Genomic DNA, 22,268 nt, shown 5'->3' with positions numbered 1-22,268 from the left:
TAAATTCCCGTCACATAAGGGTTTTTCCCGTCAGGCGTACCTTGACGGTGGGGCTGCTGCATTTCTATAGTGCGCACAAGTGGTAGAAAGTGGAACGAAGTGGATATTTATGGGCATGGATAGCTAATTCAGGGGAAGCGCAGCCGTGTTTCGCGGAGCAAACGCCATCAGTCTCGATGCCAAAGGCCGGCTAGCGATGCCCAGTCGGTATCGTGACGAGCTCGTTTCGCGTTGCGAAGGCCAGCTGATCATCACCATCGATGCCGTCGACCGTTGCCTTGGAATTTATCCGTTGCCTGAATGGGAGCAGATCGAAGCCAAGCTGCGTGAGCTGCCTTCCCTACGAGAAGAAAGTCGTCGGCTGCAGCGCTTGCTCATCGGTAACGCAGTCGATCTGGAAATGGACGGCAATGGTCGCGTTCTGGTGCCGCCGCGCTTGCGCGAATACGCCGGGCTGGACAAGCGGGCCATGCTGGTCGGTCAGCTGAACAAGTTCAGCTTGTGGAACGAGGACGACTGGAACGCGCAAGCAGATGCGGACCTGGCGGCCATCAAACAACCCGGCGCTTTGCCGGAAGAATTGCGTGATCTAATCCTGTGAGCCAGACCAGCAGCTATAACCATGTAACCGTTTTGCTCGACGAGGCCGTTGCGGCGCTCGGCGTGCGTCCGGATGGTCGCTATCTGGATGGCACCTTTGGGCGTGGCGGACATAGCCGCCTGCTGCTACGGCAGCTTGGGCCTGATGGCTGTTTGCTAGGTTTCGACAAAGACCCGCTAGCAATCGCTACGGGGCAAGCACTGGCGGCCGAGGATGGCCGCTTTGTCGTTGTGCAGAGAAGCTTCGCAGAGCTTGGCGTAGAGCTTGCGCAGCGCGGCTGGACCGGCACGTTGAGCGGTGTGCTGCTGGATCTTGGCGTATCTTCGCCGCAGCTGGACGACCCCGAGCGCGGCTTCAGTTTTCTGAACGACGGCCCGCTGGATATGCGCATGGATCCCAGTCGAGGGATCAGTGCCGCTGAGTGGATCGCAGTCGCCAGCGAAGACGACATCGCCCGAGTTCTCAAGGAGTACGGTGAAGAGCGCTTTGCCAAACGTATGGCGCGGGCCGTGGTACAGCGTCGGGCGGTGCAGCCTTTCGAGCGTACGGCCGATCTTGCCCAAGTCTTAACCGTGGCCAATCCCGCTTGGGAAAAAGGCAAGAACCCAGCTACCCGCGCCTTTCAGGGGTTGCGCATTTTCATCAATAACGAGCTTGGCGACCTGGAGGCTGGACTGGAAGCCGCTCTCGAGGGGCTTGATGTTGGCGGCCGGCTGGTGGTGATCAGCTTCCATTCGCTAGAGGACCGCATCGTCAAACAGTTTATGCGCCGGCATGCCAAAGGCGAAGCCGACACCTTGCCGCGCGACCTGCCGATCATTCCTGAAAAATTCGTGCCTCGGCTGAAACTGCTGGGCAAACCGCAATATGCATCTGCCGAAGAGGTCAAGGCGAATCCCCGTTCGCGCAGCGCGGTGATGCGTGTGGCGGAGAAGTTGCGGTGACTCAGTTGCGTCGCGCCATGCCCAACGGCAGCTTGTTGATGCTGGTGCTATTTGTTGCCGTGCTTGTTTCGGCGATTGCTGTCGCCTATAGCGCGCACTGGAACCGCCAGTTGCTCAACGAGCTGTACGGCGAACTCAGTGTACGTGACAAGGCGCAGGCTGAGTGGGGGCGCCTGATTCTTGAGCAGAGCACCTGGACTGCCCACAGCCGGATCGAGACCTTGGCTTCCGAGCAGTTGAAGATGCACATTCCTGAAGCGGCCGCTGTCAGGCTGGTGGCGCCATGAAGCTCCAGGGCGCGCTCTATCCATGGCGTTTTCGCATCGTGCTGGCGTTGCTGGCACTGATGGTCGGCGCTATTGCATGGCGAATCGTCGATTTGCAGGTGCTGGATCAGGGGTTCCTTAAGGGGCAGGGCGATGCGCGCAGCGTGCGCCATATTCCAATCCCCGCCCACCGCGGCCTCATGACCGATCGGCATGGCGAGCCCCTGGCAGTGAGCACGCCCGTCACTACGCTTTGGGCGAACCCGCGCGAAATGCAGGCCGCACAGGCCCGCTGGCCAGAGCTCGCCGAGGCGTTGGGGCAGAACTCCGCCGAATTGCATCAGCGTCTCAAGGAGCAGGCCGAGCGGGAGTTCATGTACCTGGTGCGCGGCCTGACGCCTGAGCAAGGGCAGCGCGTGCTGGATCTAGATATACCGGGCGTCTACTCGCAAGAGGAATTCAGGCGTTTCTACCCCGCCGGGGAGGTGGCCGCACATGTCGTGGGTTTCACCGATATCGACGACCACGGTCGTGAAGGTATGGAGCTGGCCTACAACGAGTGGTTGGCAGGTGTTCCGGGCAAACGACAGGTGCTCAAGGACCGTCGCGGTCGTCTGATCAAAGATGTTCAGGTCGTCAAGAATGCCAAGGCCGGTAAGGCGCTTGCGCTGTCCCTTGACCTGCGCCTGCAGTATCTGGCGCATCGCGAGTTGCGTAACGCGTTGCTGGAGTTCGGTGCCAAGGCCGGCAGCTTGGTCGTGCTCGATGTGAAAACGGGTGAAGTGCTGGCCATGGTCAATCAGCCGACCTATAACCCGAACAACCGCCGGAGCCTGCAGCCTGCGGCGATGCGTAACCGGGCAATGACGGACCTGTTCGAGCCGGGTTCGACGATGAAGCCCTTCTCTATGAGTGCGGCCCTCGAGACGGGACGTTGGAAACCCAGCGACCTTGTCGAGGTCTGGCCGGGGTCGCTGCGCATCGGCCGCTATACGATCCGCGACGTCTCCAGAACCCAAGGCCGTGAGCTTAGCCTGACAGGCATCCTGATCAATTCTTCCAACGTCGGAATGAGCAAGGTCGCCTTTGATATCGGTGGCGCTACGATTCATGACGTCATGCGCAAGGTCGGCTTCGGGCAGGACACTGGCTTGGGCTTTCCGGGCGAGCGAGTCGGCAATCTGCCGACCTACCGCGAATGGCGCCAGGCTGAAACTGCCACGCTTTCATATGGCTACGGCCTGTCCGTGACGGCCGTTCAACTGGCTCACGCCTATGGCGCGTTGGCTAACGATGGCCGCTTGGTGCCGATGTCCTTGACCCGGGTGGATCACAAGCCAGAAGGCGTGTCGGTGGTGTCGCCTGAGGTCGCCAAGGCAGTCCAAGGCATGCTCCAAGAGGTCATTGAGGCGCCGCGTGGCGTCTTCCGTGCTCAGGTGCCGGGTTATCACGTGGCGGGCAAGAGCGGTACCGCGCGCAAGGCCTCGGTTAACAGCCGCGGCTATCAGGAAAATGCCTATCGGTCGATGTTCGCCGGTTTCGGGCCTATGCGCGATCCGCGCATCGCCATAGCAGTGGTCATCGACGAACCCAGCAAGAGCGGCTATTACGGCGGCCTGGTATCGGCCCCCGTGTTCAGTCGCGTGATGTCCGGGGCGCTGCGTCTGATGAATGTCGCCCCTGACAATTTACCTCCGGAAGACGTCAAGACCGCCGACGCTGACAAGACCAACGGAGGGCGTATCTGATGCCGATGCCGCTGAATCAGTTACTGCCTCAAGCTGCCAGCGATAGCCTCATTCGCGAGCTGACGCTGGATAGCCGCAAGGTCCGCCCTGGTGATCTGTTTCTGGCTGTGCCCGGTTACCAGCAAGATGGCCGCGTGCACATTGCCGATGCGGTTGCCCACGGTGCGGCTGCCGTGGCCTACGAGGCTGAAGGTGCTGCGAAAATGACCGCGGCAAGCGCCGAGTTGGTGCCGGTTCGCAACCTGGCGGGGCAGCTTTCAGCCATTGCCGGGAGGTTCTACGGTGAGCCAAGCCGCAGTCTGCACCTGGTCGGTGTCACCGGAACCAATGGCAAGACCAGCGTGACCTACCTGATTGCCCAGGCGCTGGATCGTTTGGGTGAGCGCTGCGGGATCATCGGAACCCTCGGTACTGGCTTTCATGGAGAGTTGATTCTCGGTCAGCACACCACGCCTGATGCAATCGGCGTACAGGCCAACCTGGCAAGCCTGCGCAAGCAGGGCGCGCGCGCCGTCGCGATGGAAGTTTCCTCGCACGGCTTGGCGCAAGGCCGGGTGGCGGCGCTGGCGTTCGATGTGGCTGTGTTTACCAATCTTTCCCGGGACCACCTCGACTATCACGGCTCAATGGAAGCCTACGGTGAGGTCAAGGCGCGGCTGTTCAATATGCCAGAGCTCGCCTGTCGGGTGATCAATCTGGACGATGCGCTGGGCCGGTCGCTCGCGCAAGAACACCCAGAGTCACGCTTGATCACCTATAGCCTGGAGGATGCTTCGGCTTATCTCTACTGCCCAGAGGCGCGACTGGACGATAGCGGAATCCATGCGCGGTTGGTCACTCCCCAAGGAGAGCGCTCGCTGCGTAGTCCGCTACTCGGCCGCTTCAACGTCAGCAATGTGCTTGCGGCAGTAGGTGCCTTGCTGGGTATGAATTATCCACTCGACGAAATCTTAGTAGCGCTGCAGGAAGTTGACGGTCCTGCCGGTCGCATGCAGCGGCTCGGCGGCGGCGACTGCCCGTTGGTCGTGGTCGATTACGCCCATACGCCGGATGCGCTTGAAAAGGTTCTTGACGCTCTACGCCCGCATACCCGCGGCAAGTTGCTGTGCTTGTTCGGCTGCGGCGGTGACCGTGACCGTGGCAAGCGCAAACTGATGGCTCAGGTTGCCGAGCGTTTGGCAGATCACGTCACGGTCACTGATGACAACCCGCGCAATGAAGATCCGCTGCAGATCCTCGATGAGATTCGTGCTGGTTTCAGCGCGCCCGAACAAGCGCTATTTGTGCCGGGGCGCGCCGCAGCCATTGCTCGCTGTATTGAGCGCGCGGGCATTGATGATGTGGTGTTGCTGGCCGGCAAAGGCCATGAGGACTACCAGGAAATAAACGGCGAGCGCCTGCCATTCTCCGACCTCGAACAGGCCTCGACGGCCCTGGCTGCCTGGAGGCGTTCCCATGCTTGAAGCCAAGCGTCTTAGCGATCTGCTTGAGCCGCTGTCAGCCACGCTGATCAACGCTGATGCAGCCTTTGGCTCCGTCAGCACCGACAGCCGGGCAATCGAGCCTGGACAGCTTTTCATCGCGCTCACTGGGCCTCGCTTCGATGGCCATGCCTACCTGGCAGAAGTTGCGGCCAAGGGCGCCGTCGCCGCGCTGGTTGAGCGCCATGTACCAGAGGTTTCGTTGCCTCAGCTTGTTGTTGCCGATAGCCGCATCGCGCTCGGCCGGCTGGGCGCGCTGAACCGCAACGCGTTCAACGGTCCGGTTGCAGCGATCACCGGCTCCAGCGGCAAGACCAGCGTCAAGGAGCTGCTTGCCAGCATCCTGCGCGCTGCCTATGGCAACGATGCGGTTCTCGCCACGCGCGGCAATCTCAATAACGACCTGGGCGCGCCGCTCACGCTGCTGGAACTGGCCCCTCAGCACAAGGCTGCGGTCATCGAGTTGGGTGCTTCGCGTGTTGGCGAAATTGCCTATACCGTCAGCCTGACCCGGCCAGATGTCAGCTTGATTACCAATGCGGGCACTGCTCATGTTGGCGAGTTCGGTGGGCCGGAGAAGATCGTCGAAGCCAAGGGCGAAATCCTCGATGGTCTCGGCACGAATGGCGTCGCCGTGCTCAATCGTGACGACCGTGCGTATTCCGTGTGGGAGCGCCGAGTAGCAGGCAAGCGCGTGGTGAGCTTTGCGATAACGAGCCCGCTCGCCGACTTCCACCCCGCCTCGGTTGCTTATGACCTGCGCGGCTGCCCCAATTTCGTTCTGACCGGACCGACTGGGTCCGTGCGGGTGCAGCTGAACTTGCTAGGGCGCCATAGCGTGGCCAATGCCCTGGCTGCCGCCGCGGCCGCCAGCGCCATGGGCGTGGCGCGCGAGCACATCGTCGCTGGGCTCGAGAGCCTGCAGCCAGTGAAAGGGCGAGGCGTGGCGCAGATGCTGACTAACGGGGTACGCCTCATAGACGACACATACAACGCTAATCCCGCGTCCATCTGTGCCGCCATCGACGTGCTGGCCGGCTTTGCCGGGCGCACGGTGCTGGTGCTGGGGGACATGGGAGAACTGGGTTCCTGGGCCGAGCAGGGCCACCGTGAAGTAGGCAGTTATGCGGTAGGCAAAGTGGACACCTTATTTGCGGTCGGGCCGCTGATGAAACATGCCGTAGAGGCCTTCGGTCATGGTGCTCGCCATTTCGCCGATCAGCAGAGCCTGATCGAGTCGCTGCGTCTGGAGCAAGGCAATGCGACCACCATTTTGATCAAGGGATCACGGAGTGCTGCGATGGATAACGTCGTCGCAGCGCTTTCCGCGTCCGGCATGGAGAAACATTGATGCTGCTGCTACTCGCCGAGTACCTGCAACAGTTCCACACGGGCTTCGCAGTCTTTCAGTACCTGTCGCTGCGTGGAATTCTCGGCGTGCTGACCGCGCTGGTGCTTTCGCTATGGCTGGGACCCTGGCTGATCCGCACGCTGCAGCTGCGCCAGATCGGCCAGGCGGTGCGTATAGACGGACCGCAAACGCACCTGTCGAAATCCGGCACGCCGACCATGGGTGGCGCGCTGATCCTGAGCGCGATCTCCATCAGTACCTTGCTCTGGGCCGACCTGTCCAATCGCTATGTGTGGGTGGTGCTGGCCGTGACGTTGCTGTTCGGCGCAATCGGCTGGGTCGATGACTATCGCAAGGTCATCGAAAAGAACTCCCGCGGGCTGCCAAGCCGTTGGAAATACATGTGGCAGTCGGTCTTCGGCCTAGGTGCAGCGATCTTCCTTTACATGACTGCGCAGACCCCGGTCGAAACCACGTTGATCCTTCCGCTGCTGAAGAACATCGAAATTCCGCTGGGGATCGGTTTCATCGTGCTGACCTATTTCGTCATCGTAGGCTCCAGCAATGCGGTGAACCTCACTGATGGACTGGATGGGCTGGCAATCATGCCGACGGTAATGGTGGGCGGCGGTCTGGGTATTTTCTGCTACCTGTCGGGCAACGTGAACTTCGCTGATTACCTGCTGATTCCATACATTCCGGGAGCCGGTGAGCTGATTGTGTTCTGCGGTGCGCTGATCGGTGCCGGGCTCGGCTTTCTCTGGTTCAACACCTATCCCGCACAAGTCTTCATGGGCGATGTGGGTGCGCTGGCTCTGGGTGCGGCGCTGGGCACCATTGCCGTGATCGTCCGCCAGGAAGTCGTGCTGTTCATCATGGGTGGCGTATTCGTGATGGAAACCCTGTCGGTGATGATCCAGGTCGCCTCATTCAAGCTGACCGGCAAGCGGGTGTTCCGCATGGCGCCGATTCATCACCACTTCGAGCTCAAGGGCTGGCCAGAGCCCCGCGTGATCGTGCGCTTCTGGATCATCACCGTGATCCTTGTACTGGTGGGTCTTGCCACATTGAAGTTGAGGTAATACAGAGTGCTTATCGCTTCCGATCAGTTCCGCATCGTCGTAGGTCTCGGCAAGAGCGGCATGTCCCTGGTTCGCCATCTGGCGAGCCGTGGGGTGCCGTTCGCCGTCGCCGACACGCGTGTGAACCCACCGGAGCTGGCCACTCTGAAAGCGCAGTACCCGAATATCGAGGTTCGTTGTGGCGAACTCGATCCCCAGTTCCTCAGCCGCGCCAGTGAGCTATTGGTAAGCCCGGGCCTACCGATCAGCTTGCCAGCGTTGCAGGCAGCCGCTGCGAACGGAGTGAAGCTGTCCGGTGATATCGAACTGTTCGCGCGCGAAGCCAAGGCCCCCATCGTGGCTATCACCGGATCGAACGCGAAAAGCACGGTAACCACCCTGGTCGGCGAAATGGCTGCCGCGGCCGGTCGTAAGGTGGCTGTAGGCGGAAATCTGGGAACGCCAGCACTGGATCTGCTCGACGATGATGTCGAACTCTACGTCCTAGAGTTGTCAAGCTTCCAGCTGGAAACCACGGATCAACTGAATGCCGAAGTCGCAACCTGTCTGAATATCAGCGAAGACCACATGGATCGCTACGATGGTCTGCCGGCTTATCACCAAGCCAAACATCGCATATTCCGCGGCGCGCGCCAGGTTGTAATCAACCGTGACGATCGACTCACACGTCCGCTGATTGCCGACGACCTTCCGACCTGGTCGTTCGGCCTTGGCAAACCCGATTTCAAAGGGTTCGGGCTGTTCGAAGAAAGTGGGGAGAAGTACCTCGCCTTCCAGTTCGACGCTTTGATGCCGGCCAACCAGTTGAAAATGCGCGGGGCTCATAATCAGTCCAACGCACTGGCAGCCTTGGCGCTCGGCCATGCCGTTGGCCTTCCGTTCGAGCCAATGCTCGCCACCTTGCGTAACTTTGCCGGCCTCGCCCATCGCTGCCAGTGGGTTGGAGAGCGCAAAGGCGTGACCTACTACGACGATTCGAAGGCGACCAACGTCGGTGCTGCTTTGGCAGCCATTGATGGGCTGGGTAGCGATATCGCAGGCGAATTGGTGCTCATCGCCGGCGGTGACGGCAAGGGCGCGGATTTCTCAGCGTTGCACAGTCCGGTATCACATCAGTGCCGCGCGGTCGTCTTGCTGGGGCGCGATGCCGAGCAGCTCGCGACGGCGCTTGAAGGGGCCGCGCCGATTCACCACGTCCAGACCCTTCAGGACGCCGTGCAGCTTGCGTCCAAGCTTGCCCAGCCAGGCGATGCGGTCCTGCTGTCGCCGGCCTGCGCCAGTCTCGATATGTTCGAGAACTTCGAAGATCGCGGACGCCAGTTCGCCGCCGCAGTGGAGGTGCTCAGCTGATGATCGCTTTCCTGCGCAGCGCGCCGTCACCCTTGTTCAATCGGCGCGGCATCGACCTCGATTTCCCTATGCTCGCCGGCTGTCTGGCGTTGCTGGGTCTTGGGTTGGTCATGATCACTTCGGCCTCTTCGGAAGTCGCGGCGGTGAATGCCGATAATCCGATGTACTACATGATCCGCCATCTGATTTACGTCCTGCTCGGTCTTGGCGCAGCGGCACTGGTTCTGCTGGTGCCACTGTCTATGTGGCAGCGGCTGGACTGGATGTTGCTGATTGGCGCGTTCGTGCTGTTGATTCTGGTACTGATTCCTGGCATCGGGCGAGAAGTGAACGGCTCCATGCGCTGGATCGGCTTTGGTGCCTTTAACGTACAACCCTCTGAATTGGCCAAGCTGTTCGTCGTGGTCTACCTCGCTGGCTATCTGGTGCGTCGCCAGCAAGAGGTGCGCGAAAGCCTGTGGGGCTTCCTCAAGCCGTTTCTTGTGTTGCTGCCAATGGCCATGTTGCTTCTGCTCGAACCCGACTTCGGTGCGACCGTGGTGATGATGGGCGCAGCGGTGGCCATGCTGTTTCTTGGCGGCGTCGGCTTGATCCGATTCAGTCTGTTGGTGCTGTTGGCGGTCGGCGCTGTGTTCATCCTGGTGCAGACGCAAGAGTATCGACTGCAACGGTTGATCACCTTTACCGACCCCTGGGCTGATCAGTATGGCGCGGGCTATCAGTTGACCCAGGCGCTGATCGCATTTGGCCGCGGCGAATGGCTGGGTGTCGGTCTCGGTAACAGCGTCCAGAAGCAGTTCTACCTGCCCGAAGCGCATACCGATTTCGTCTTTTCTGTCCTGGCTGAGGAGCTGGGTATGGTTGGCGCGCTGATAACCATCCTGCTGTTCGCTTTCGTGGGTGTACGCGCCCTGTACATCGGGCTCGCAGCTGAGCGGGCGCGGCAGTTCTTCGCTGCATATATAGCTTGGGGCGTTGCGTTCCTTTGGCTCGGTCAGTTCCTGATCAATGTTGGGGTAAATATTGGCTTGCTGCCGACCAAAGGCCTGACCCTGCCATTCTTGAGTTATGGCGGCAGCTCGCTTGTGGTGACCTGCGCCAGCATGGCGTTATTGCTGCGCATCGAGTGGGAAAGCCGCACGGTGCTGGGCAGCGAAGATGCCGAATTCAGCGAAGACGATTTTGCCGAAACACCTGCGCCGCAAGGCATGGGGGTCGCGCATGGGCGGTAATGTGCTGATCATGGCGGGCGGAACTGGCGGGCATGTGTTCCCGGCGTTGGCTTGCGCTCAAGAGTTCCAGAATCGCGGCTATAACGTGCATTGGCTGGGTACGCCGCGGGGGATTGAAAACGAAGTGGTTCCGGCGGCAGGTTTGCCGCTGCACCTGATTCAGGTAAGCGGGCTGCGCGGCAAGGGTCTGGTGTCCTTGCTCAAAGCACCATTTCAGCTGCTTCGCTCGCTGGGTCAGGCTCGCCGGGTCATTCGAGAGCTCCAGCCGGTCTGCGTGCTGGGACTCGGCGGTTACGTGACGGGCCCTGGCGGATTAGCCACGAAGCTGGCCGGGGTGCCCTTGATCATCCACGAACAGAACGCTGTCGCCGGAACTGCCAATCGCAGCCTGGTGCCGTTTGCGCAGCGCGTGTGCGAGGCGTTTCCGAATACCTTCGCTGCGGGCGACAAGCGGCGTACCACCGGTAATCCAGTGCGTCATCAGCTGTTTCTCGAGACGCCGCGGCAGACCCTGCTCGGTCGCCGCCCTCGGCTGCTGGTGCTGGGCGGCAGCCTGGGCGCCGAGCCTTTGAACAAGCTATTGCCAGAAGCGCTCGGCCAGTTAAGCCAGGAGCTGCGTCCTGAAATATTCCATCAGGCCGGCAAGCAACACGCCGAAATCACGCGGGAGCGCTATGTCGCCGCGGGTGTCGAGGCCGAAGTGGCACCTTTCATCAAGGATATGGCCCGTGCTTACGCCTGGGCCGATCTGGTGGTCTGCCGCGCCGGTGCGCTGACGGTGTGCGAGCTGGCAGCCGCGGGCTTGCCTTCGTTTCTGGTGCCGCTGCCCCACGCGATCGACGACCACCAGACCCGTAACGCCGAATATCTGGCGAAGGAAGGCGCCGCCGTTCTTCTCCCTCAGGCAACGACCGATGCTGCCGCGCTGGCCGCGCAGCTGACCGAGGTAATGATGCAGCCGGAAAAACTCAAGGCCATGGGGGCCACGGCACGCCGCCTGGCTCGGCCGGACGCCACTCGAACCGTCGTCGATATCTGCCTGGAGGTGGCGCATGGCTAAATCCCCCGCAGCGGTCAAGGCAGAAGTTCGGCGCATGCGCCGCATACGCCGGATTCATTTCGTCGGTGTCGGCGGCGTCGGGATGTGCGGCATCGCTGAGGTGTTACTGAACCTCGGGTACGACGTCTCGGGCTCGGATCTGAAAGCCTCCGCAAGTACCGAGCGTCTGCAGAATTTCGGTGCGCAGATCTTCATCGGGCATCAGGCCGGCAACGTAGCCGGCGCCGATGTGCTGGTGGTTTCCAGTGCGGTCAACACCACCAACCCTGAAGTAGCGTTCGCCCTTGAGCAGCGGATTCCGGTGGTGCCCCGCGCCGAGATGCTCGCCGAATTGATGCGCTATCGTCACGGCATCGCCGTCGCAGGCACCCACGGCAAGACCACCACAACCAGCTTGCTGGCCTCTGTGTTCGCTGCGGGTGGGCTCGATCCTACGTTTGTCATTGGTGGTCGTCTGACCGCGGCGGGTACCAACGCGCAGCTGGGGACCAGCCGCTACCTGATTGCCGAAGCCGACGAGAGCGACGCCAGCTTCCTGCACCTGCAGCCGATGGTTGCAGTCGTGACCAACATCGATGCCGATCACATGAGCACCTATGACGGTGATTTCGGCAAGCTCAAGCGCACTTTTGTCGAGTTCCTGCACAACTTGCCGTTCTACGGACTGGCAGTGCTCTGTGTCGATGACCCGATAGTGCGCGAGGTGATTCCTCAGGTGGGCCGGCCGATCACGACTTATGGCACCCACGAAGATGCCGACGTACGCGCCATCAACATCCGCCAGGAAGGCATGCGCACCTACTTCACCGTGCTACGCGATGGTTTCGAGGCACTTGATGTTTCGGTCAACATGCCGGGCAACCACAACGTGCTCAATGCCTTGGCCACCATTGCCATCGCCACCGATGAGGGCATCGACGACGACGCCATCGTCCAGGGCCTTTCGCAGTTTGGTGGTGTCGGTCGGCGCTTCCAGGTCTATGGCGAGTTGCCAGTGGGCGGCGGCAGCGTGATGCTCGTTGACGACTACGGCCATCATCCGCGTGAAGTCGCAGCCGTGATCCAGGCCGTCCGGGGCGGGTGGCCGGATCGTCGCTTGGTCATGGTCTACCAGCCGCACCGCTTCAGCCGAACCCGCGACCTGTACGACGACTTCGTTCAGGTGCTGAACGAAGCCAATGTGCTGCTGTTGATGGAGGTGTACCCGGCCGGCGAGGAGCCTATTCCGGGCGCAGACAGCCGCCATCTTGCGCACAGCATCCGTCAGCGCGGCCAACTCGACCCGATCTATATCGAGCGTGGCATTGACTTGGCTCCGCTGGTCAAACCGCTGCTACGACCGGGCGACATCCTGCTTTGTCAGGGCGCCGGCGATATCGGTGGGCTGGCCCCGCAACTCATCAATAGTCCCCTGTTTGCTGGCGCTGCGAGCGCCACGAGGAAGAGCGAATGACCGCCCTCCAATCGACTCGTGATCCCCGGGCGTTCGGTCGGGTTGCCGTGCTCTTCGGCGGCAAGAGCGCCGAGCGTGAAGTGTCGCTGAAATCCGGCGCTGCGGTGCTGGCGGCGCTGCAGGCAGCGGGCGTCGATGCGTTCGGTATCGATGCCGGTGATGACCTGCTGACGCGCTTGAGCAATGAGCACATCGACCGTGCATTCATCGTGTTGCACGGTCGTGGTGGTGAGGACGGCAGCATGCAGGGCTTGCTCGAATGCGCCGGGATTCCCTATACCGGCAGTGGCATTCTCGCGTCGGCGCTGGCCATGGACAAGTTGCGCACCAAGCAGGTCTGGCAAAGCCTTGGCCTGCCAACACCGCGACATGCCGTGCTGGCGAGCGAGAGCGATTGTCGTGATGCCGCCGAGCGCCTGGGCTTTCCGCTAATCGTCAAACCGGCCCATGAGGGGTCCAGCATCGGAATGGCGAAGGTCGCAGGCGTCGACGAGCTGATCGCAGCCTGGCGCGCGGCGAGTACATACGACTCGCAAGTTCTGGTGGAACAGTGGATCCATGGCCCGGAGTTCACCATCGCCACGTTGCGCGGCGCGGTGCTGCCACCGATCGGTCTCGGCACACCGCATACATTTTATGACTACGACGCCAAGTATCTGGCCAACGATACCCAGTACCGCATTCCGTGTGGCCTGGATGCGGCGAAAGAGCAGGAGCTTAAGGAGCTCTCCGCGCGCGCCTGCGAAGCCGTGGGAATTCAAGGCTGGGCGCGTGTCGATGTCATGCAAGACAGCAGCGGTGCGTTCTGGCTGCTGGAAGTGAACACCGTGCCAGGGATGACCGATCACAGTCTGGTGCCGATGGCCGCGAGGGCAGCAGGGCTGGATTTCCAGCAACTGGTGCTAGCGATCCTTGACGCCAGCATGGCGGCAGGGAACTGACCGATGATCACTACGCTGCGTCACTCACAACCCGGAACCGGACGCGCATCGCGCAAGCCGGCACAGCGGGGTGCGAGCCGCCTGGTGCAGCGCGAGCCGCTTTCGGCGCGCTTGCCGCGGCCGAGCCTGGGTTCGCTCAAGCGTGTCCTGTGGCCGGTACTACTCGTGGGGTTGGCTGTGGGGCTTTACCAGCTGAGTAACTATCTCGCGCCCTATGCCGATCGGCCGATCGCCAAAGTCAGTGTTCGGGGTGAGCTGACCTATGTCGATCAGCAAGCGGTGCAGGCGCGCATGGCACCGTTCGTCGAAGCGAGCTTCTTCAAGGTGGATCTCGATGCATTGCGTCGCGACCTTGAGCAAATGCCGTGGATAGCCCATGTCGAAGCGCGTCGGATTTGGCCGGATGAGGTCATGGTGCGTCTTGACGAGCAATTGCCCATCGCTCGCTGGGGTGACGAATCGTTACTCAACAATAACGGCCAAGCCTTCGCGCCGGACAATCTGACCGGATATGAACACTTGCCGCAGTTATATGGTCCGAAGCGGGCCCAGCAACGGGTCATGCAGCAATACCAGGTGCTCAGTCAGATGCTGCGGCCACTCGGTTTTTCCATCGCTCGCCTGGAATTGCGAGCACGGGGCAGCTGGTTTGTGACGACCGGACAGGGCGTTGAGCTGCTGCTGGGAAGGGATCAGATAATCGAAAAAATGCGGCGCTTCACTGCCATCTACCAGCAAGAGCTGGCGCAGGAGAGCGACAAAATTGCGCGGATCGACCTTCGCTACGCCAATGGCCTCGCCGTTGCGTGGCGGGAGCCGAGTCCGTCCACGACGGACGAATCCGTCGTAGCGAAGAATTGAGGAATGAAACACATGTCTAGCGTGCAAAGCGGCAAGATGATCGTCGGTCTCGATATCGGCACCTCCAAGGTGGTGGCGCTGGTCGGCGAAGTGACGCCGGATGGCGAGTTGGAGATTGTCGGGATCGGCACGCATCCGTCGCGTGGCCTGAAAAAGGGCGTAGTGGTCAATATTGAATCCACCGTTCAGTCGATCCAGCGTGCCGTTGAAGAAGCACAGCTGATGGCGGGCTGCCGCATTCACTCGGCATTCGTTGGTCTGGCCGGCAACCATATCCGCAGTCTGAACTCGCACGGGATCGTCGCCATCCGCGATCGTGAAGTCAGCACTGCCGACCTCGAGCGTGTGCTTGATGCTGCCCAGGCCGTAGCTATTCCGGCCGATCAGCGTGTGCTGCACACCTTGCCGCAGGACTATGTGATCGACAACCAGGAAGGCGTTCGCGAGCCGTTGGGTATGTCTGGCGTGCGTCTGGAAGCCAAGGTTCACGTCGTTACTTGTGCGGTCAATGCAGCGCAGAACATTGAAAAGTGCGTACGCCGTTGTGGTCTTGAAGTTGACGACATCATCCTCGAACAGCTGGCCTCGGCCCATGCCGTGCTGACTGATGATGAGAAAGAGTTGGGCGTCTGCCTGGTGGATATCGGTGGCGGGACGACCGACATCTGCATCTTCACCGAAGGCGCTATCCGGCATACCGCCGTCATTCCGATTGCGGGCGATCAGGTCACCAACGACATCGCCATGGCGCTGCGTACCCCGACTCAGTACGCGGAGGAGATCAAGATCCGCTACGCCTGCGCGCTGGCCAAACTGGCAGGGCCCGGCGAGACCATCAAGGTACCGAGCGTCGGAGATCGGCCGCCGCGGGAACTCTCGCGCCAAGCTCTGGCCGAAGTCGTGGAGCCGCGCTATGACGAGCTCTTCACCTTGATTCAGGCCGAGCTGCGTCGCAGCGGCTATGAGGATCTGGTCCCGGCTGGGATCGTCCTTACTGGCGGTACCGCGAAGATGGAAGGCGCCGTCGAACTCGCCGAGGAAATCTTCCACATGCCGGTGCGCCTGGGCGTACCACACAGCATCAACGGACTTACGGACGTGGTCCGCAATCCCATCTATTCAACGGGCGTGGGCCTGCTGCTCTACGGGATGCGTAAGCAGACCGAGGGCACCTCCATGTCCGGTCTCGGCAACTTTGCCGAAGAACCCAAGACGTCTGTCGTGGACCGGCTCAAGAGCTGGATCCAGGGCAATTTCTGAGCAGTGCGGCTGTACCTAAAACTAGAAAGCTGGAAGGAGAGAGGGAAATGTTCGAACTCGTAGATCATACCCCGCAAAGTGCAGTGATCAAGGTCATTGGCGTAGGCGGAGGTGGCGGCAACGCCGTCAATCACATGGTGCGCAACAGCGTTGAAGGCGTGGAGTTCATCTGCGCCAACACCGATGCCCAGGCGTTGAAGAAAATCGAAGCGCGGACCGTACTGCAGTTGGGTTCCGCCATTACCAAGGGCTTGGGCGCAGGCACCAATCCCGACATCGGGCGTCAGGCCGCGATGGACGATCGTGAGCGCATCGCCGAAGTATTGCAGGGCGCTGACATGGTATTCATCACTACGGGTATGGGCGGTGGCACCGGCACTGGCGCTGCGCCGGTGATTGCTTCGGTGGCCAAGGAGATGGGCATTCTCACCGTTGCCGTGGTGACCCGTCCGTTCCCATTCGAAGGCCGTCGCCGTATGCAGGTCGCCGACGAAGGCATTCGTCAGCTGTCCGAGTGCGTCGACTCGCTGATCACCATCCCCAACGAAAAGCTGCTGACCATTCTCGGCAAGGATGCGAGCCTGCTTTCTGCCTTCGCCAAGGCTGACGACGTGCTGACCGGCGCCGTGCGCGGCATCTCCGACATCATGCAGCGTCCGGGCCTGATGAACGTCGACTTCGCTGACGTCAAGACCGTCATGGGCGAGATGGGCATGGCCATGATGGGGACCGGATGTGCCACAGGTCCTAACCGTGCTCGTGAGGCCACCGAGGCTGCGATCCGCAACCCGCTGCTCGAGGACGTTAATCTGCAGGGCGCTCGCGGCATCCTGGTAAACATTACCGCTGGTCTGGATCTCTCCCTTGGCGAATACGCAGCGGTCGGCGAAATCATCGAGGCCTTTGCCTCTGACGAGGCAACCGTCAAGGTCGGTGCAGTGATCGATCCGGACATGCTCGACGAGCTGCACGTAACCGTGGTCGCGACTGGTCTCGGCCCGCGTAATGAAAAGCCGGTCAAGGTTGTCGACAATACGCTGCAGACAGCTGCCGTGGCTCCTCAGGCCGCACCAGCGCCGCGCCAGGACCAGGCGGCCGTGAACTATCGGGACCTTGACCGCCCCACCGTGATGCGTAATCAGGCACACGCAGCGGCTACCGCAGCGAAGATGAACCCTCAGGAGGATCTGGATTATCTCGATATTCCGGCGTTCTTGCGTCGTCAGGCTGATTGATCCGGTGTATCAGGACTATCGGGGTGATTGGTATTCAGCAAAGTGGGGTTCTGCTATGATCGCCACCTTTGTTGGAAACCATTCGCAACAGCGCACTAGCGAAAACGAGCCATGATCAGACAACGCACCTTGAAGAACATCATTCGCGCCACTGGCGTCGGCCTGCATTCGGGGGAAAAGGTTTACCTGACCCTGAAGCCGGCTCCCGTGGACACGGGAATCGTGTTCTGTCGCACCGATCTCAACCCGCCTGTGCAGATTGCCGCACGGGCCGAGAACGTTGGTGAGACGACCATGTCGACTACGCTGGTTAGCGGTGACGTCAAAGTCGATACGGTTGAGCACTTGCTGTCAGCGATGGCTGGGCTGGGCATCGACAACGCCTATGTCGAGCTTTCCGCTTCGGAAGTGCCGATCATGGACGGTAGTGCTGGTCCTTTCGTATTCCTGATTCAATCGGCCGGCCTGCAGGAGCAGGACGCCCCGAAGAAGTTCATCCGCATCATCCGCGAAGTTTCGGTGGAGGACGGCGACAAGCGCGCCACTTTTCTGCCGTTCGAAGGCTTCAAGGTGAGTTTCGAGATCGATTTCGACCATCCGGTTTTTCGCGGTCGTACCCAGACGGCCAGTGTGGATTTCTCCAGTACTTCCTTCGTCAAGGAAGTCAGTCGTGCTAGAACCTTTGGGTTCATGCGTGACATTGAATTCCTCCGCTCGCACAACCTGGCCCTAGGCGGAAGCGTCGAAAACGCTATCGTGGTCGACGAAGATCATGTGCTCAACGAAGACGGCCTGCGCTATGAGGACGAGTTCGTGAAGCACAAGATTCTCGATGCAATCGGTGATCTTTACTTACTGGGCACCAGCCTGATCGGCGAATTCCGCGGCTTTAAATCCGGACATGCCCTGAACAACCGTCTGCTGCGCACCCTGATGGAACAAAAGGATGCGTGGGAAATGGTGACGTTCGAAGAGTCCCAGACCGCACCGATCTCCTATATGCGCCCGGCAGCAGCCGGCTGAGCTGTACTCTCTTTCCTTTCAAGGCCACCTTTCGGTGGCCTTTTTTTCGCGAATTAACAGACCGGTGAATGAACCAGTTCGTCAGTTCATGCCGTCCAGCAGGCCGGCCATGTCATCGGCATGCTCTTCTTCCTGTGCGAGGATGTCCTCGAAGATGCGCCGAGTGGTCGGGTCTTTGTCCCCGATGTACTGGACAATCTCCCGGTAGCTGTCGATAGCGATACGTTCGGCCACCAGATTTTCGAACACCATGTCACGCAGCCCGTTTCCCTCCGCATATTGCGCGTGAGCGCGTTCGGTTAGGCTGTCGGGGTTGAAATCCGGGGCGCCGCCAAGCTGCACGATACGCTCCGCCAAACGGTCGGCGTGTTCCTGTTCTTCGTTCGCGTGCTCAAGAAACTCGTCGGCCGCGACGCTAGATTTCAGGCCTGTGGCCATATAGTAGTGGCGCTTGTAGCGCAGGTAGCAGACCAGTTCGGTCGCCAGCGCCTCGTTGAGCAGGTTGATCACCATATCGCGATCAGCCGAATAGCTTTCAGTCACCGCGCCATTTTCTACATGCTGGCGCGCGCGCTCGCGCAAAGTCTGTTTGTCACTCAATTGCACATAACTCATCACGGCTTCCTCCATTTGTGGCGTGCGGTATTGCGCCGCCATGGCTGTCGCGCCTGTCGGCGTCTCGCTGCGCCATAAGCTGGGATAGGCGAGGGCGCGGAAAGTTTAGCCGCGTCCGTCGCTGGGGCGCTCCGGCTTGCCCGGCTCTTCGATTGGGACTGGTTCGCCGGGTTCACGGCGCTCAGGCTCTGGCACCGGGCTCGGCGTGCCGTCGTCCCGCGGATCGGGTTCTTGCATACTGTGCTCCATCAACTGAGGGCCTTTATCAGCTCGTCCTTGCGCATCTTTGAACGACCCCGCACGTCACGCTCCTGCGCTTTGTGCATCAGTTCGTCGCGGGTGAGGTCGCTGAGTGAGGTACTGCCTGATCGGTCGTTACGTGCTGAACCCTTGTTGGGTGACTTGCCGGAGCGAGCCTCAGCCGCTCGATGTGCTGAATCCTTGCGGTCGGCTCGCTTGGCTGTCTCGCTCTTCTCTTGCCCCGAGCCACCCTTGCGTTCACCGCCGCCGGATTGCTTGTTGACGGTGGCCCACGCGCGTGCTTCCGCCTCTTTAGCTGGTACGCCGCGCTCTTCGTAGCTGTCTTCGATATGTTCGGCTTTACGTTGTTGTTTATCGGTGTATTTGGATTTCTCACCTCTGGGCATGACGGCGTCCTCTGGTGATTTGACGATGCGAGCCTAGTTGGGGTGACGTCTGGGCGAGATTGGCCACGACGCTTATCCTGTTTGATCCGCACAACGGGTCTTGAGTTTCACTCGTGTTAGCATTGCCGGCTCGTGCAATCGGCCCCTGAGGGCAGAATGATTCATTCTTTTCGCTCGCAAAGCGACGTGTCAGGTCTGCACACACACACAATAATTTCTACTATGCCCCAATCGGGCGGAACAAAACCCATTTATGCTGGCCTGAACCAAGCGCGGGCTGCGCTATCTCGGTAGTTACAGCGTGATGTGTGTATCGAGTCTGTTACAAATCCATGCCTTCCGTTTACGGCGGGCCTTGAACGAGGCGCTAACCAGATGCGAATCCTAGTATGCGGAGCCGGTGGCCAGGTCGGCCACGAGTTGATGAACCGTGCCGGCGGGTACGGTCTCGAAGCGCTCGGCATGACTCGCGACCATCTTGATATCACCGACGCGGGGCAGGTGGCCGAGGTCGTCGGCCGACTCAAGCCGGGGCTTATCATCAATGCGGCCGCTTACACGCATGTCGACAACGCCGAGACGCACAGCGAACAGGCGTACAGCGTGAACTGTGATGGCGCTGAACGGCTGGCGCAAGCGGCTCGTCAAGCCTCCATTCCGCTATTGCACATCTCCACCGATTACGTGTTCTCCGGTAATGCCCAGGCGCCTTACAAGGAGGTCGATGAAGTTGCACCAACGGGTGTTTATGGTGCAAGCAAGTTGGCTGGCGAAGCGGCCATCCAGGCTGTGCTGGACAAGCATCTTATTTTGCGTACCAGCTGGGTTTATGGGGCGCATGGCCACAACTTCGTAAAGACCATGCTGCGCCTTGGCGGTCAGCGTGACGCGCTATCAGTGGTTGCCGATCAGTTCGGCTGCCCCACGCAGGCGGGCAGCATTGCCGATGCGTTGCTGGAGCTGGCGCAGCGTTATGCCCAGAACGGCGTATTGGAGTGGGGGCTCTATCACTACAGTGGACGATCCCCGTGTACCTGGTTCGACTTCGCCGTAGAAGTCTTCCGTCAAGCAGAAGCCAAGGGCATGCTTGCTGCTCGTCCGAAAGTATCGCCTATCAGTACCGCTCAGTACCCCACCCCCGCGCGCCGGCCGGCCTGGTCGGTGTTTGATTGCTCGAAGTTCGAGACCACGTTCGGTATCGACACCAGAGACTGGCATGACGACCTTTCCATCGTTCTCGACTCCCTGGCCAGGGCTGCAGCAGTCGCAGCTGGCGCTGCGCAGCATTCCCAGGCTTAAGCAGCCAAAGCAGTCATACCGACTCAGGCATGTATGCGCCTGGGCTTGATCTGGTGATCTGACGCGAGACTCGGGTATTCTGCGCGGTCTTTTGCGGGGCGGCATGAGGTCGCAACGTTTGCTGGAGAAGCCGCGTGGTGGTGTTTCAGGCGATATTACCGATCTTTGGCTTGATCATGCTCGGCTACCTGCTGGGCTGGCGTAAATGGCTGGCGGGGGAAGCGGCAGCCGGGCTCGCCAACATCACTTTCAAGCTCTTCATGCCGGCGGTCCTGTTCACCGGTATCGCTCGCGCCCAGCTGAGTGACGGGATGTCGCCGACGCTGTTGCTGGCCTACTTTGGGCCGGTGCTCACCGTTTTCGCACTGGTTGCGCTAGTGGCTCACCGCTGGCTCGGCCGAGCTTCACCTCTAGGCTTGACGGCGGCGTACTCAAACAATGTGCTGGTCGGTATCCCTCTGGTGACCACCTTGCTCGGGTCGGAGAGTCTGGTATACGTGTTTGCCATTCTGGTATTTCACAGCCTGATCCTGTTTTCGCTACAGAGCTCCTATAACGCGTTCGGCTCAGGGCAGAAGGTCAGTGCCACCGGGCTGCTGAAGAATCTGGCCAACCCGCTGATCGTCGGTCTCTTGCTTGGCGCTTTGTTGAACGTATCCGGCTGGGAACTGCCTGTGCCGATCTGGCGTGTTGCCGACTGGCTCGCCCAGGCTGCATTGCCTTGTGCGCTGATGGTGTTGGGCATCAGCCTGTCACGTTATCGGCTGCGACCCAGCGCTACGGCGCTGGGTCTGGCGCTGGTGAAGTTGGGTCTGTTTCCGTTGCTGGTCTGGTATGCCGGCGGATGGTTGCCGGGCCTCAGTCACGAGGCCCGGAGTGTGCTGGTGTTGTTGGCCGCTTGCCCGAGCGGTGTCAACGTGCTGGCATTCGCAGTCACTCCGGAAGACACTCGCGTCGTCAGCTCGACGGTGTTTCTGTCGACGCTGCTGGCAGTGATCAGCTTGCCGCTGTGGATGCTGCTGCTGTCGTCCTGAGGGCGTTTGTCAGGTTTGCTTATCGGTGTGCGCATGGTTGGCGATGATGTCTTCCAGACGCAACCCGGTCAGGCCGTGGATGGTCTTCCAGAGGTAGTAGAAGATTGCCATCATCATCACCATGCTCGGGATCGCGATCATCGGGTAGCTGAGCAACGTCATGCGGCCGAGTTCGGCGTTGAACGCTTCGCTCCCGGCGGGACTGTTGACGATCCATTTGGCTAGTACGTAATTCATGAACGACGAAAAAAAGAAGGTGGCGCTGAGGAAATAGGTGGCCCGCAGCAGTCGCGTTTCGAAATGGGCGGTTTGCCCGTTGCGCTCAAGTTGTTCATGAACCTTGTCGACGTTTAGCACCTTAGGGTTGTACAGCAGGGTGCGGATCAACGGAAAGCGTGTGCGAGTGGAGGCCAGCACGGCGATGCCAATGACGCCCGGAATTGCAGCCTCTTTGATCGCCAGCCATTGCGGGTCGAGCTGCAGCAGACCGATACCTCCGGTTAGCAGCACGCTTATCAGGCCCAGCAGTGCGATCCAATTGAACTTGCGATATTTCGCCAGTTCGAACAGCCCCCAGCCCAGCGGAAAGGCCAGCGCCAGCAGCAATGCGCCATCTGCCCCAAGGCGATCATCCCCGCTGAGCTTCATCAGGATCAGCGATGGAATGACGATACTGATGGCCAAGTCCATTAGAGGGCGCGGTTTATGTGCAGCCGGTTGATCAGAACCGGGGCGGTTGGTACGGGTATTGATCATGTGATTCGACTTCGTCTCGTAAGAGGGCG

The 22,268-nt window shown here is 60.5% G+C and carries 22 protein-coding genes; 18 read left to right on the top strand and 4 right to left on the bottom strand.

All coding sequences use genetic code 11. The annotated features are described in order from the left end of the window. The first annotated feature begins 145 nt into the window (after positions 1-145). The 16 genes from mraZ to lpxC all read left to right on the top strand — a co-directional run bounded on the left by mraZ (position 146) and on the right by lpxC (position 17,888). Positions 146-601: a division/cell wall cluster transcriptional repressor MraZ gene (gene mraZ, locus BUE09_RS00260; RefSeq protein WP_046164246.1), complete on the top strand. Its 456-nt coding sequence runs from the start codon at positions 146-148 to the stop codon at positions 599-601. Further along, on the top strand, positions 598-1,545 hold the full coding sequence (gene rsmH, locus BUE09_RS00255; protein WP_073298736.1) for a 16S rRNA (cytosine(1402)-N(4))-methyltransferase RsmH: 948 nt from the start codon (positions 598-600) through the stop codon (positions 1,543-1,545). The genes mraZ and rsmH overlap by 4 nt, the downstream gene beginning before the upstream one ends. A gap of 17 nt (positions 1,546-1,562) precedes the next feature. Continuing rightward, positions 1,563-1,832, top strand: a complete 270-nt coding sequence (gene ftsL, locus BUE09_RS00250; RefSeq protein ID WP_303622969.1) for a cell division protein FtsL — start codon at positions 1,563-1,565, stop codon at positions 1,830-1,832. After that, on the top strand, positions 1,829-3,559 hold the full coding sequence (locus tag BUE09_RS00245) for a peptidoglycan D,D-transpeptidase FtsI family protein (RefSeq protein WP_073298734.1): 1,731 nt from the start codon (positions 1,829-1,831) through the stop codon (positions 3,557-3,559). The genes ftsL and BUE09_RS00245 overlap by 4 nt, the downstream gene beginning before the upstream one ends. Continuing rightward, positions 3,559-5,022, top strand: coding sequence for a UDP-N-acetylmuramoyl-L-alanyl-D-glutamate--2,6-diaminopimelate ligase (locus BUE09_RS00240; RefSeq protein WP_073298733.1), 1,464 nt, complete (start codon positions 3,559-3,561; stop codon positions 5,020-5,022). Before BUE09_RS00245 ends, BUE09_RS00240 begins: the two co-directional genes overlap by 1 nt. Further along, entirely contained in the window at positions 5,015-6,391 is a 1,377-nt protein-coding gene (locus tag BUE09_RS00235; RefSeq protein WP_073298732.1) for a UDP-N-acetylmuramoyl-tripeptide--D-alanyl-D-alanine ligase, read from the top strand. The genes BUE09_RS00240 and BUE09_RS00235 overlap by 8 nt, the downstream gene beginning before the upstream one ends. After that, the gene (gene mraY, locus BUE09_RS00230) at positions 6,391-7,473 is read left to right on the top strand and encodes a phospho-N-acetylmuramoyl-pentapeptide-transferase (RefSeq protein ID WP_073298731.1); all 1,083 of its coding nucleotides are present in this window, start codon (positions 6,391-6,393) and stop codon (positions 7,471-7,473) included. The genes BUE09_RS00235 and mraY overlap by 1 nt, the downstream gene beginning before the upstream one ends. A gap of 6 nt (positions 7,474-7,479) precedes the next feature. After that, positions 7,480-8,823, top strand: coding sequence for a UDP-N-acetylmuramoyl-L-alanine--D-glutamate ligase (gene murD, locus BUE09_RS00225; protein ID WP_073298730.1), 1,344 nt, complete (start codon positions 7,480-7,482; stop codon positions 8,821-8,823). Further along, a complete protein-coding gene (ftsW, locus tag BUE09_RS00220) occupies positions 8,823-10,055 on the top strand; it encodes a putative lipid II flippase FtsW (RefSeq protein WP_073298729.1) in 1,233 nt (410 codons plus the stop codon). Before murD ends, ftsW begins: the two co-directional genes overlap by 1 nt. Further along, complete coding sequence (gene murG, locus BUE09_RS00215) at positions 10,045-11,115, top strand: undecaprenyldiphospho-muramoylpentapeptide beta-N-acetylglucosaminyltransferase (protein WP_073298728.1); 1,071 nt, start codon at positions 10,045-10,047, stop codon at positions 11,113-11,115. Before ftsW ends, murG begins: the two co-directional genes overlap by 11 nt. Then, entirely contained in the window at positions 11,108-12,568 is a 1,461-nt protein-coding gene (gene murC / locus BUE09_RS00210; RefSeq protein WP_073298727.1) for a UDP-N-acetylmuramate--L-alanine ligase, read from the top strand. Before murG ends, murC begins: the two co-directional genes overlap by 8 nt. Further along, positions 12,565-13,509, top strand: a complete 945-nt coding sequence (locus tag BUE09_RS00205) for a D-alanine--D-alanine ligase (RefSeq protein WP_073298726.1) — start codon at positions 12,565-12,567, stop codon at positions 13,507-13,509. Before murC ends, BUE09_RS00205 begins: the two co-directional genes overlap by 4 nt. Before the next feature lie 3 nt (positions 13,510-13,512). Next, positions 13,513-14,370 (top strand): cell division protein FtsQ/DivIB, encoded by an 858-nt coding sequence (locus BUE09_RS00200; protein WP_073298725.1) that lies wholly within the window; start codon positions 13,513-13,515, stop codon positions 14,368-14,370. Between the two features lie 12 nt (positions 14,371-14,382). Next, positions 14,383-15,630: a cell division protein FtsA gene (ftsA, locus tag BUE09_RS00195; protein WP_073298724.1), complete on the top strand. Its 1,248-nt coding sequence runs from the start codon at positions 14,383-14,385 to the stop codon at positions 15,628-15,630. Between the two features lie 47 nt (positions 15,631-15,677). Further along, entirely contained in the window at positions 15,678-16,865 is a 1,188-nt protein-coding gene (gene ftsZ, locus BUE09_RS00190) for a cell division protein FtsZ (RefSeq protein ID WP_073298723.1), read from the top strand. Positions 16,866-16,976: 111 nt separating this feature from the next. Next, positions 16,977-17,888 (top strand): UDP-3-O-acyl-N-acetylglucosamine deacetylase, encoded by a 912-nt coding sequence (lpxC, locus tag BUE09_RS00185; RefSeq protein ID WP_019342671.1) that lies wholly within the window; start codon positions 16,977-16,979, stop codon positions 17,886-17,888. An 81-nt stretch (positions 17,889-17,969) separates the two neighbouring features. Here the strand turns inward: lpxC and BUE09_RS00180 are convergent, their stop codons facing one another. From BUE09_RS00180 to BUE09_RS00175, 3 genes are all read right to left on the bottom strand, one after another. Continuing rightward, positions 17,970-18,503, bottom strand: a complete 534-nt coding sequence (locus BUE09_RS00180; RefSeq protein WP_073299450.1) for a ferritin-like domain-containing protein — start codon at positions 18,501-18,503, stop codon at positions 17,970-17,972. Between the two features lie 105 nt (positions 18,504-18,608). Further along, a complete protein-coding gene (locus BUE09_RS20730) occupies positions 18,609-18,740 on the bottom strand; it encodes a hypothetical protein (RefSeq protein WP_254980778.1) in 132 nt (43 codons plus the stop codon). An 11-nt stretch (positions 18,741-18,751) separates the two neighbouring features. After that, complete coding sequence (locus tag BUE09_RS00175) at positions 18,752-19,150, bottom strand: Rho termination factor N-terminal domain-containing protein (RefSeq protein WP_073298722.1); 399 nt, start codon at positions 19,148-19,150, stop codon at positions 18,752-18,754. A 375-nt stretch (positions 19,151-19,525) separates the two neighbouring features. Here BUE09_RS00175 and rfbD point away from each other — a divergent pair, with 375 nt between their 5' ends. Further along, a complete protein-coding gene (rfbD, locus tag BUE09_RS00170; protein WP_073298721.1) occupies positions 19,526-20,449 on the top strand; it encodes a dTDP-4-dehydrorhamnose reductase in 924 nt (307 codons plus the stop codon). 134 nt (positions 20,450-20,583) lie between these two features. Then, a complete protein-coding gene (locus BUE09_RS00165) occupies positions 20,584-21,483 on the top strand; it encodes an AEC family transporter (protein WP_073298720.1) in 900 nt (299 codons plus the stop codon). A 9-nt stretch (positions 21,484-21,492) separates the two neighbouring features. Here BUE09_RS00165 and BUE09_RS00160 read toward each other — a convergent pair whose 3' ends face one another. Beyond that, positions 21,493-22,239 (bottom strand): VC0807 family protein, encoded by a 747-nt coding sequence (locus BUE09_RS00160; protein WP_073298719.1) that lies wholly within the window; start codon positions 22,237-22,239, stop codon positions 21,493-21,495. Positions 22,240-22,268: the final 29 nt, after the last annotated feature.

The sequence above is a fragment of the Stutzerimonas xanthomarina DSM 18231 genome (assembly GCF_900129835.1).
In the GTDB taxonomy this organism is placed as follows: Bacteria; Pseudomonadota; Gammaproteobacteria; order Pseudomonadales; family Pseudomonadaceae; genus Stutzerimonas; species Stutzerimonas xanthomarina.
This window is presented reverse-complemented; position numbering and strand designations above follow the sequence as displayed.

What these genes read in the sequence shown, in the direction of transcription:
- BUE09_RS00245 (WP_073298734.1), top strand. Translation starts at nt 1,829, where the DNA reads ATGAAGCTCCAGGGCGCGCTCTATCCATGGCGTTTTCGCATCGTGCTG.
- murG (WP_073298728.1), top strand. Translation starts at nt 10,045, where the DNA reads ATGGGCGGTAATGTGCTGATCATGGCGGGCGGAACTGGCGGGCATGTG.
- BUE09_RS00160 (WP_073298719.1), bottom strand. Translation starts at nt 22,239, where the DNA reads ATGATCAATACCCGTACCAACCGCCCCGGTTCTGATCAACCGGCTGCA.
- BUE09_RS00205 (WP_073298726.1), top strand. Translation starts at nt 12,565, where the DNA reads ATGACCGCCCTCCAATCGACTCGTGATCCCCGGGCGTTCGGTCGGGTT.
- BUE09_RS00175 (WP_073298722.1), bottom strand. Translation starts at nt 19,150, where the DNA reads ATGCCCAGAGGTGAGAAATCCAAATACACCGATAAACAACAACGTAAA.
- BUE09_RS20730 (WP_254980778.1), bottom strand. Translation starts at nt 18,740, where the DNA reads ATGCAAGAACCCGATCCGCGGGACGACGGCACGCCGAGCCCGGTGCCA.
- BUE09_RS00235 (WP_073298732.1), top strand. Translation starts at nt 5,015, where the DNA reads ATGCTTGAAGCCAAGCGTCTTAGCGATCTGCTTGAGCCGCTGTCAGCC.
- rfbD (WP_073298721.1), top strand. Translation starts at nt 19,526, where the DNA reads ATGCGAATCCTAGTATGCGGAGCCGGTGGCCAGGTCGGCCACGAGTTG.
- BUE09_RS00180 (WP_073299450.1), bottom strand. Translation starts at nt 18,503, where the DNA reads ATGAGTTATGTGCAATTGAGTGACAAACAGACTTTGCGCGAGCGCGCG.
- BUE09_RS00240 (WP_073298733.1), top strand. Translation starts at nt 3,559, where the DNA reads ATGCCGATGCCGCTGAATCAGTTACTGCCTCAAGCTGCCAGCGATAGC.
- ftsA (WP_073298724.1), top strand. Translation starts at nt 14,383, where the DNA reads ATGTCTAGCGTGCAAAGCGGCAAGATGATCGTCGGTCTCGATATCGGC.
- ftsW (WP_073298729.1), top strand. Translation starts at nt 8,823, where the DNA reads ATGATCGCTTTCCTGCGCAGCGCGCCGTCACCCTTGTTCAATCGGCGC.
- mraY (WP_073298731.1), top strand. Translation starts at nt 6,391, where the DNA reads ATGCTGCTGCTACTCGCCGAGTACCTGCAACAGTTCCACACGGGCTTC.
- lpxC (WP_019342671.1), top strand. Translation starts at nt 16,977, where the DNA reads ATGATCAGACAACGCACCTTGAAGAACATCATTCGCGCCACTGGCGTC.
- ftsL (WP_303622969.1), top strand. Translation starts at nt 1,563, where the DNA reads ATGCCCAACGGCAGCTTGTTGATGCTGGTGCTATTTGTTGCCGTGCTT.
- BUE09_RS00200 (WP_073298725.1), top strand. Translation starts at nt 13,513, where the DNA reads ATGATCACTACGCTGCGTCACTCACAACCCGGAACCGGACGCGCATCG.
- ftsZ (WP_073298723.1), top strand. Translation starts at nt 15,678, where the DNA reads ATGTTCGAACTCGTAGATCATACCCCGCAAAGTGCAGTGATCAAGGTC.
- murC (WP_073298727.1), top strand. Translation starts at nt 11,108, where the DNA reads ATGGCTAAATCCCCCGCAGCGGTCAAGGCAGAAGTTCGGCGCATGCGC.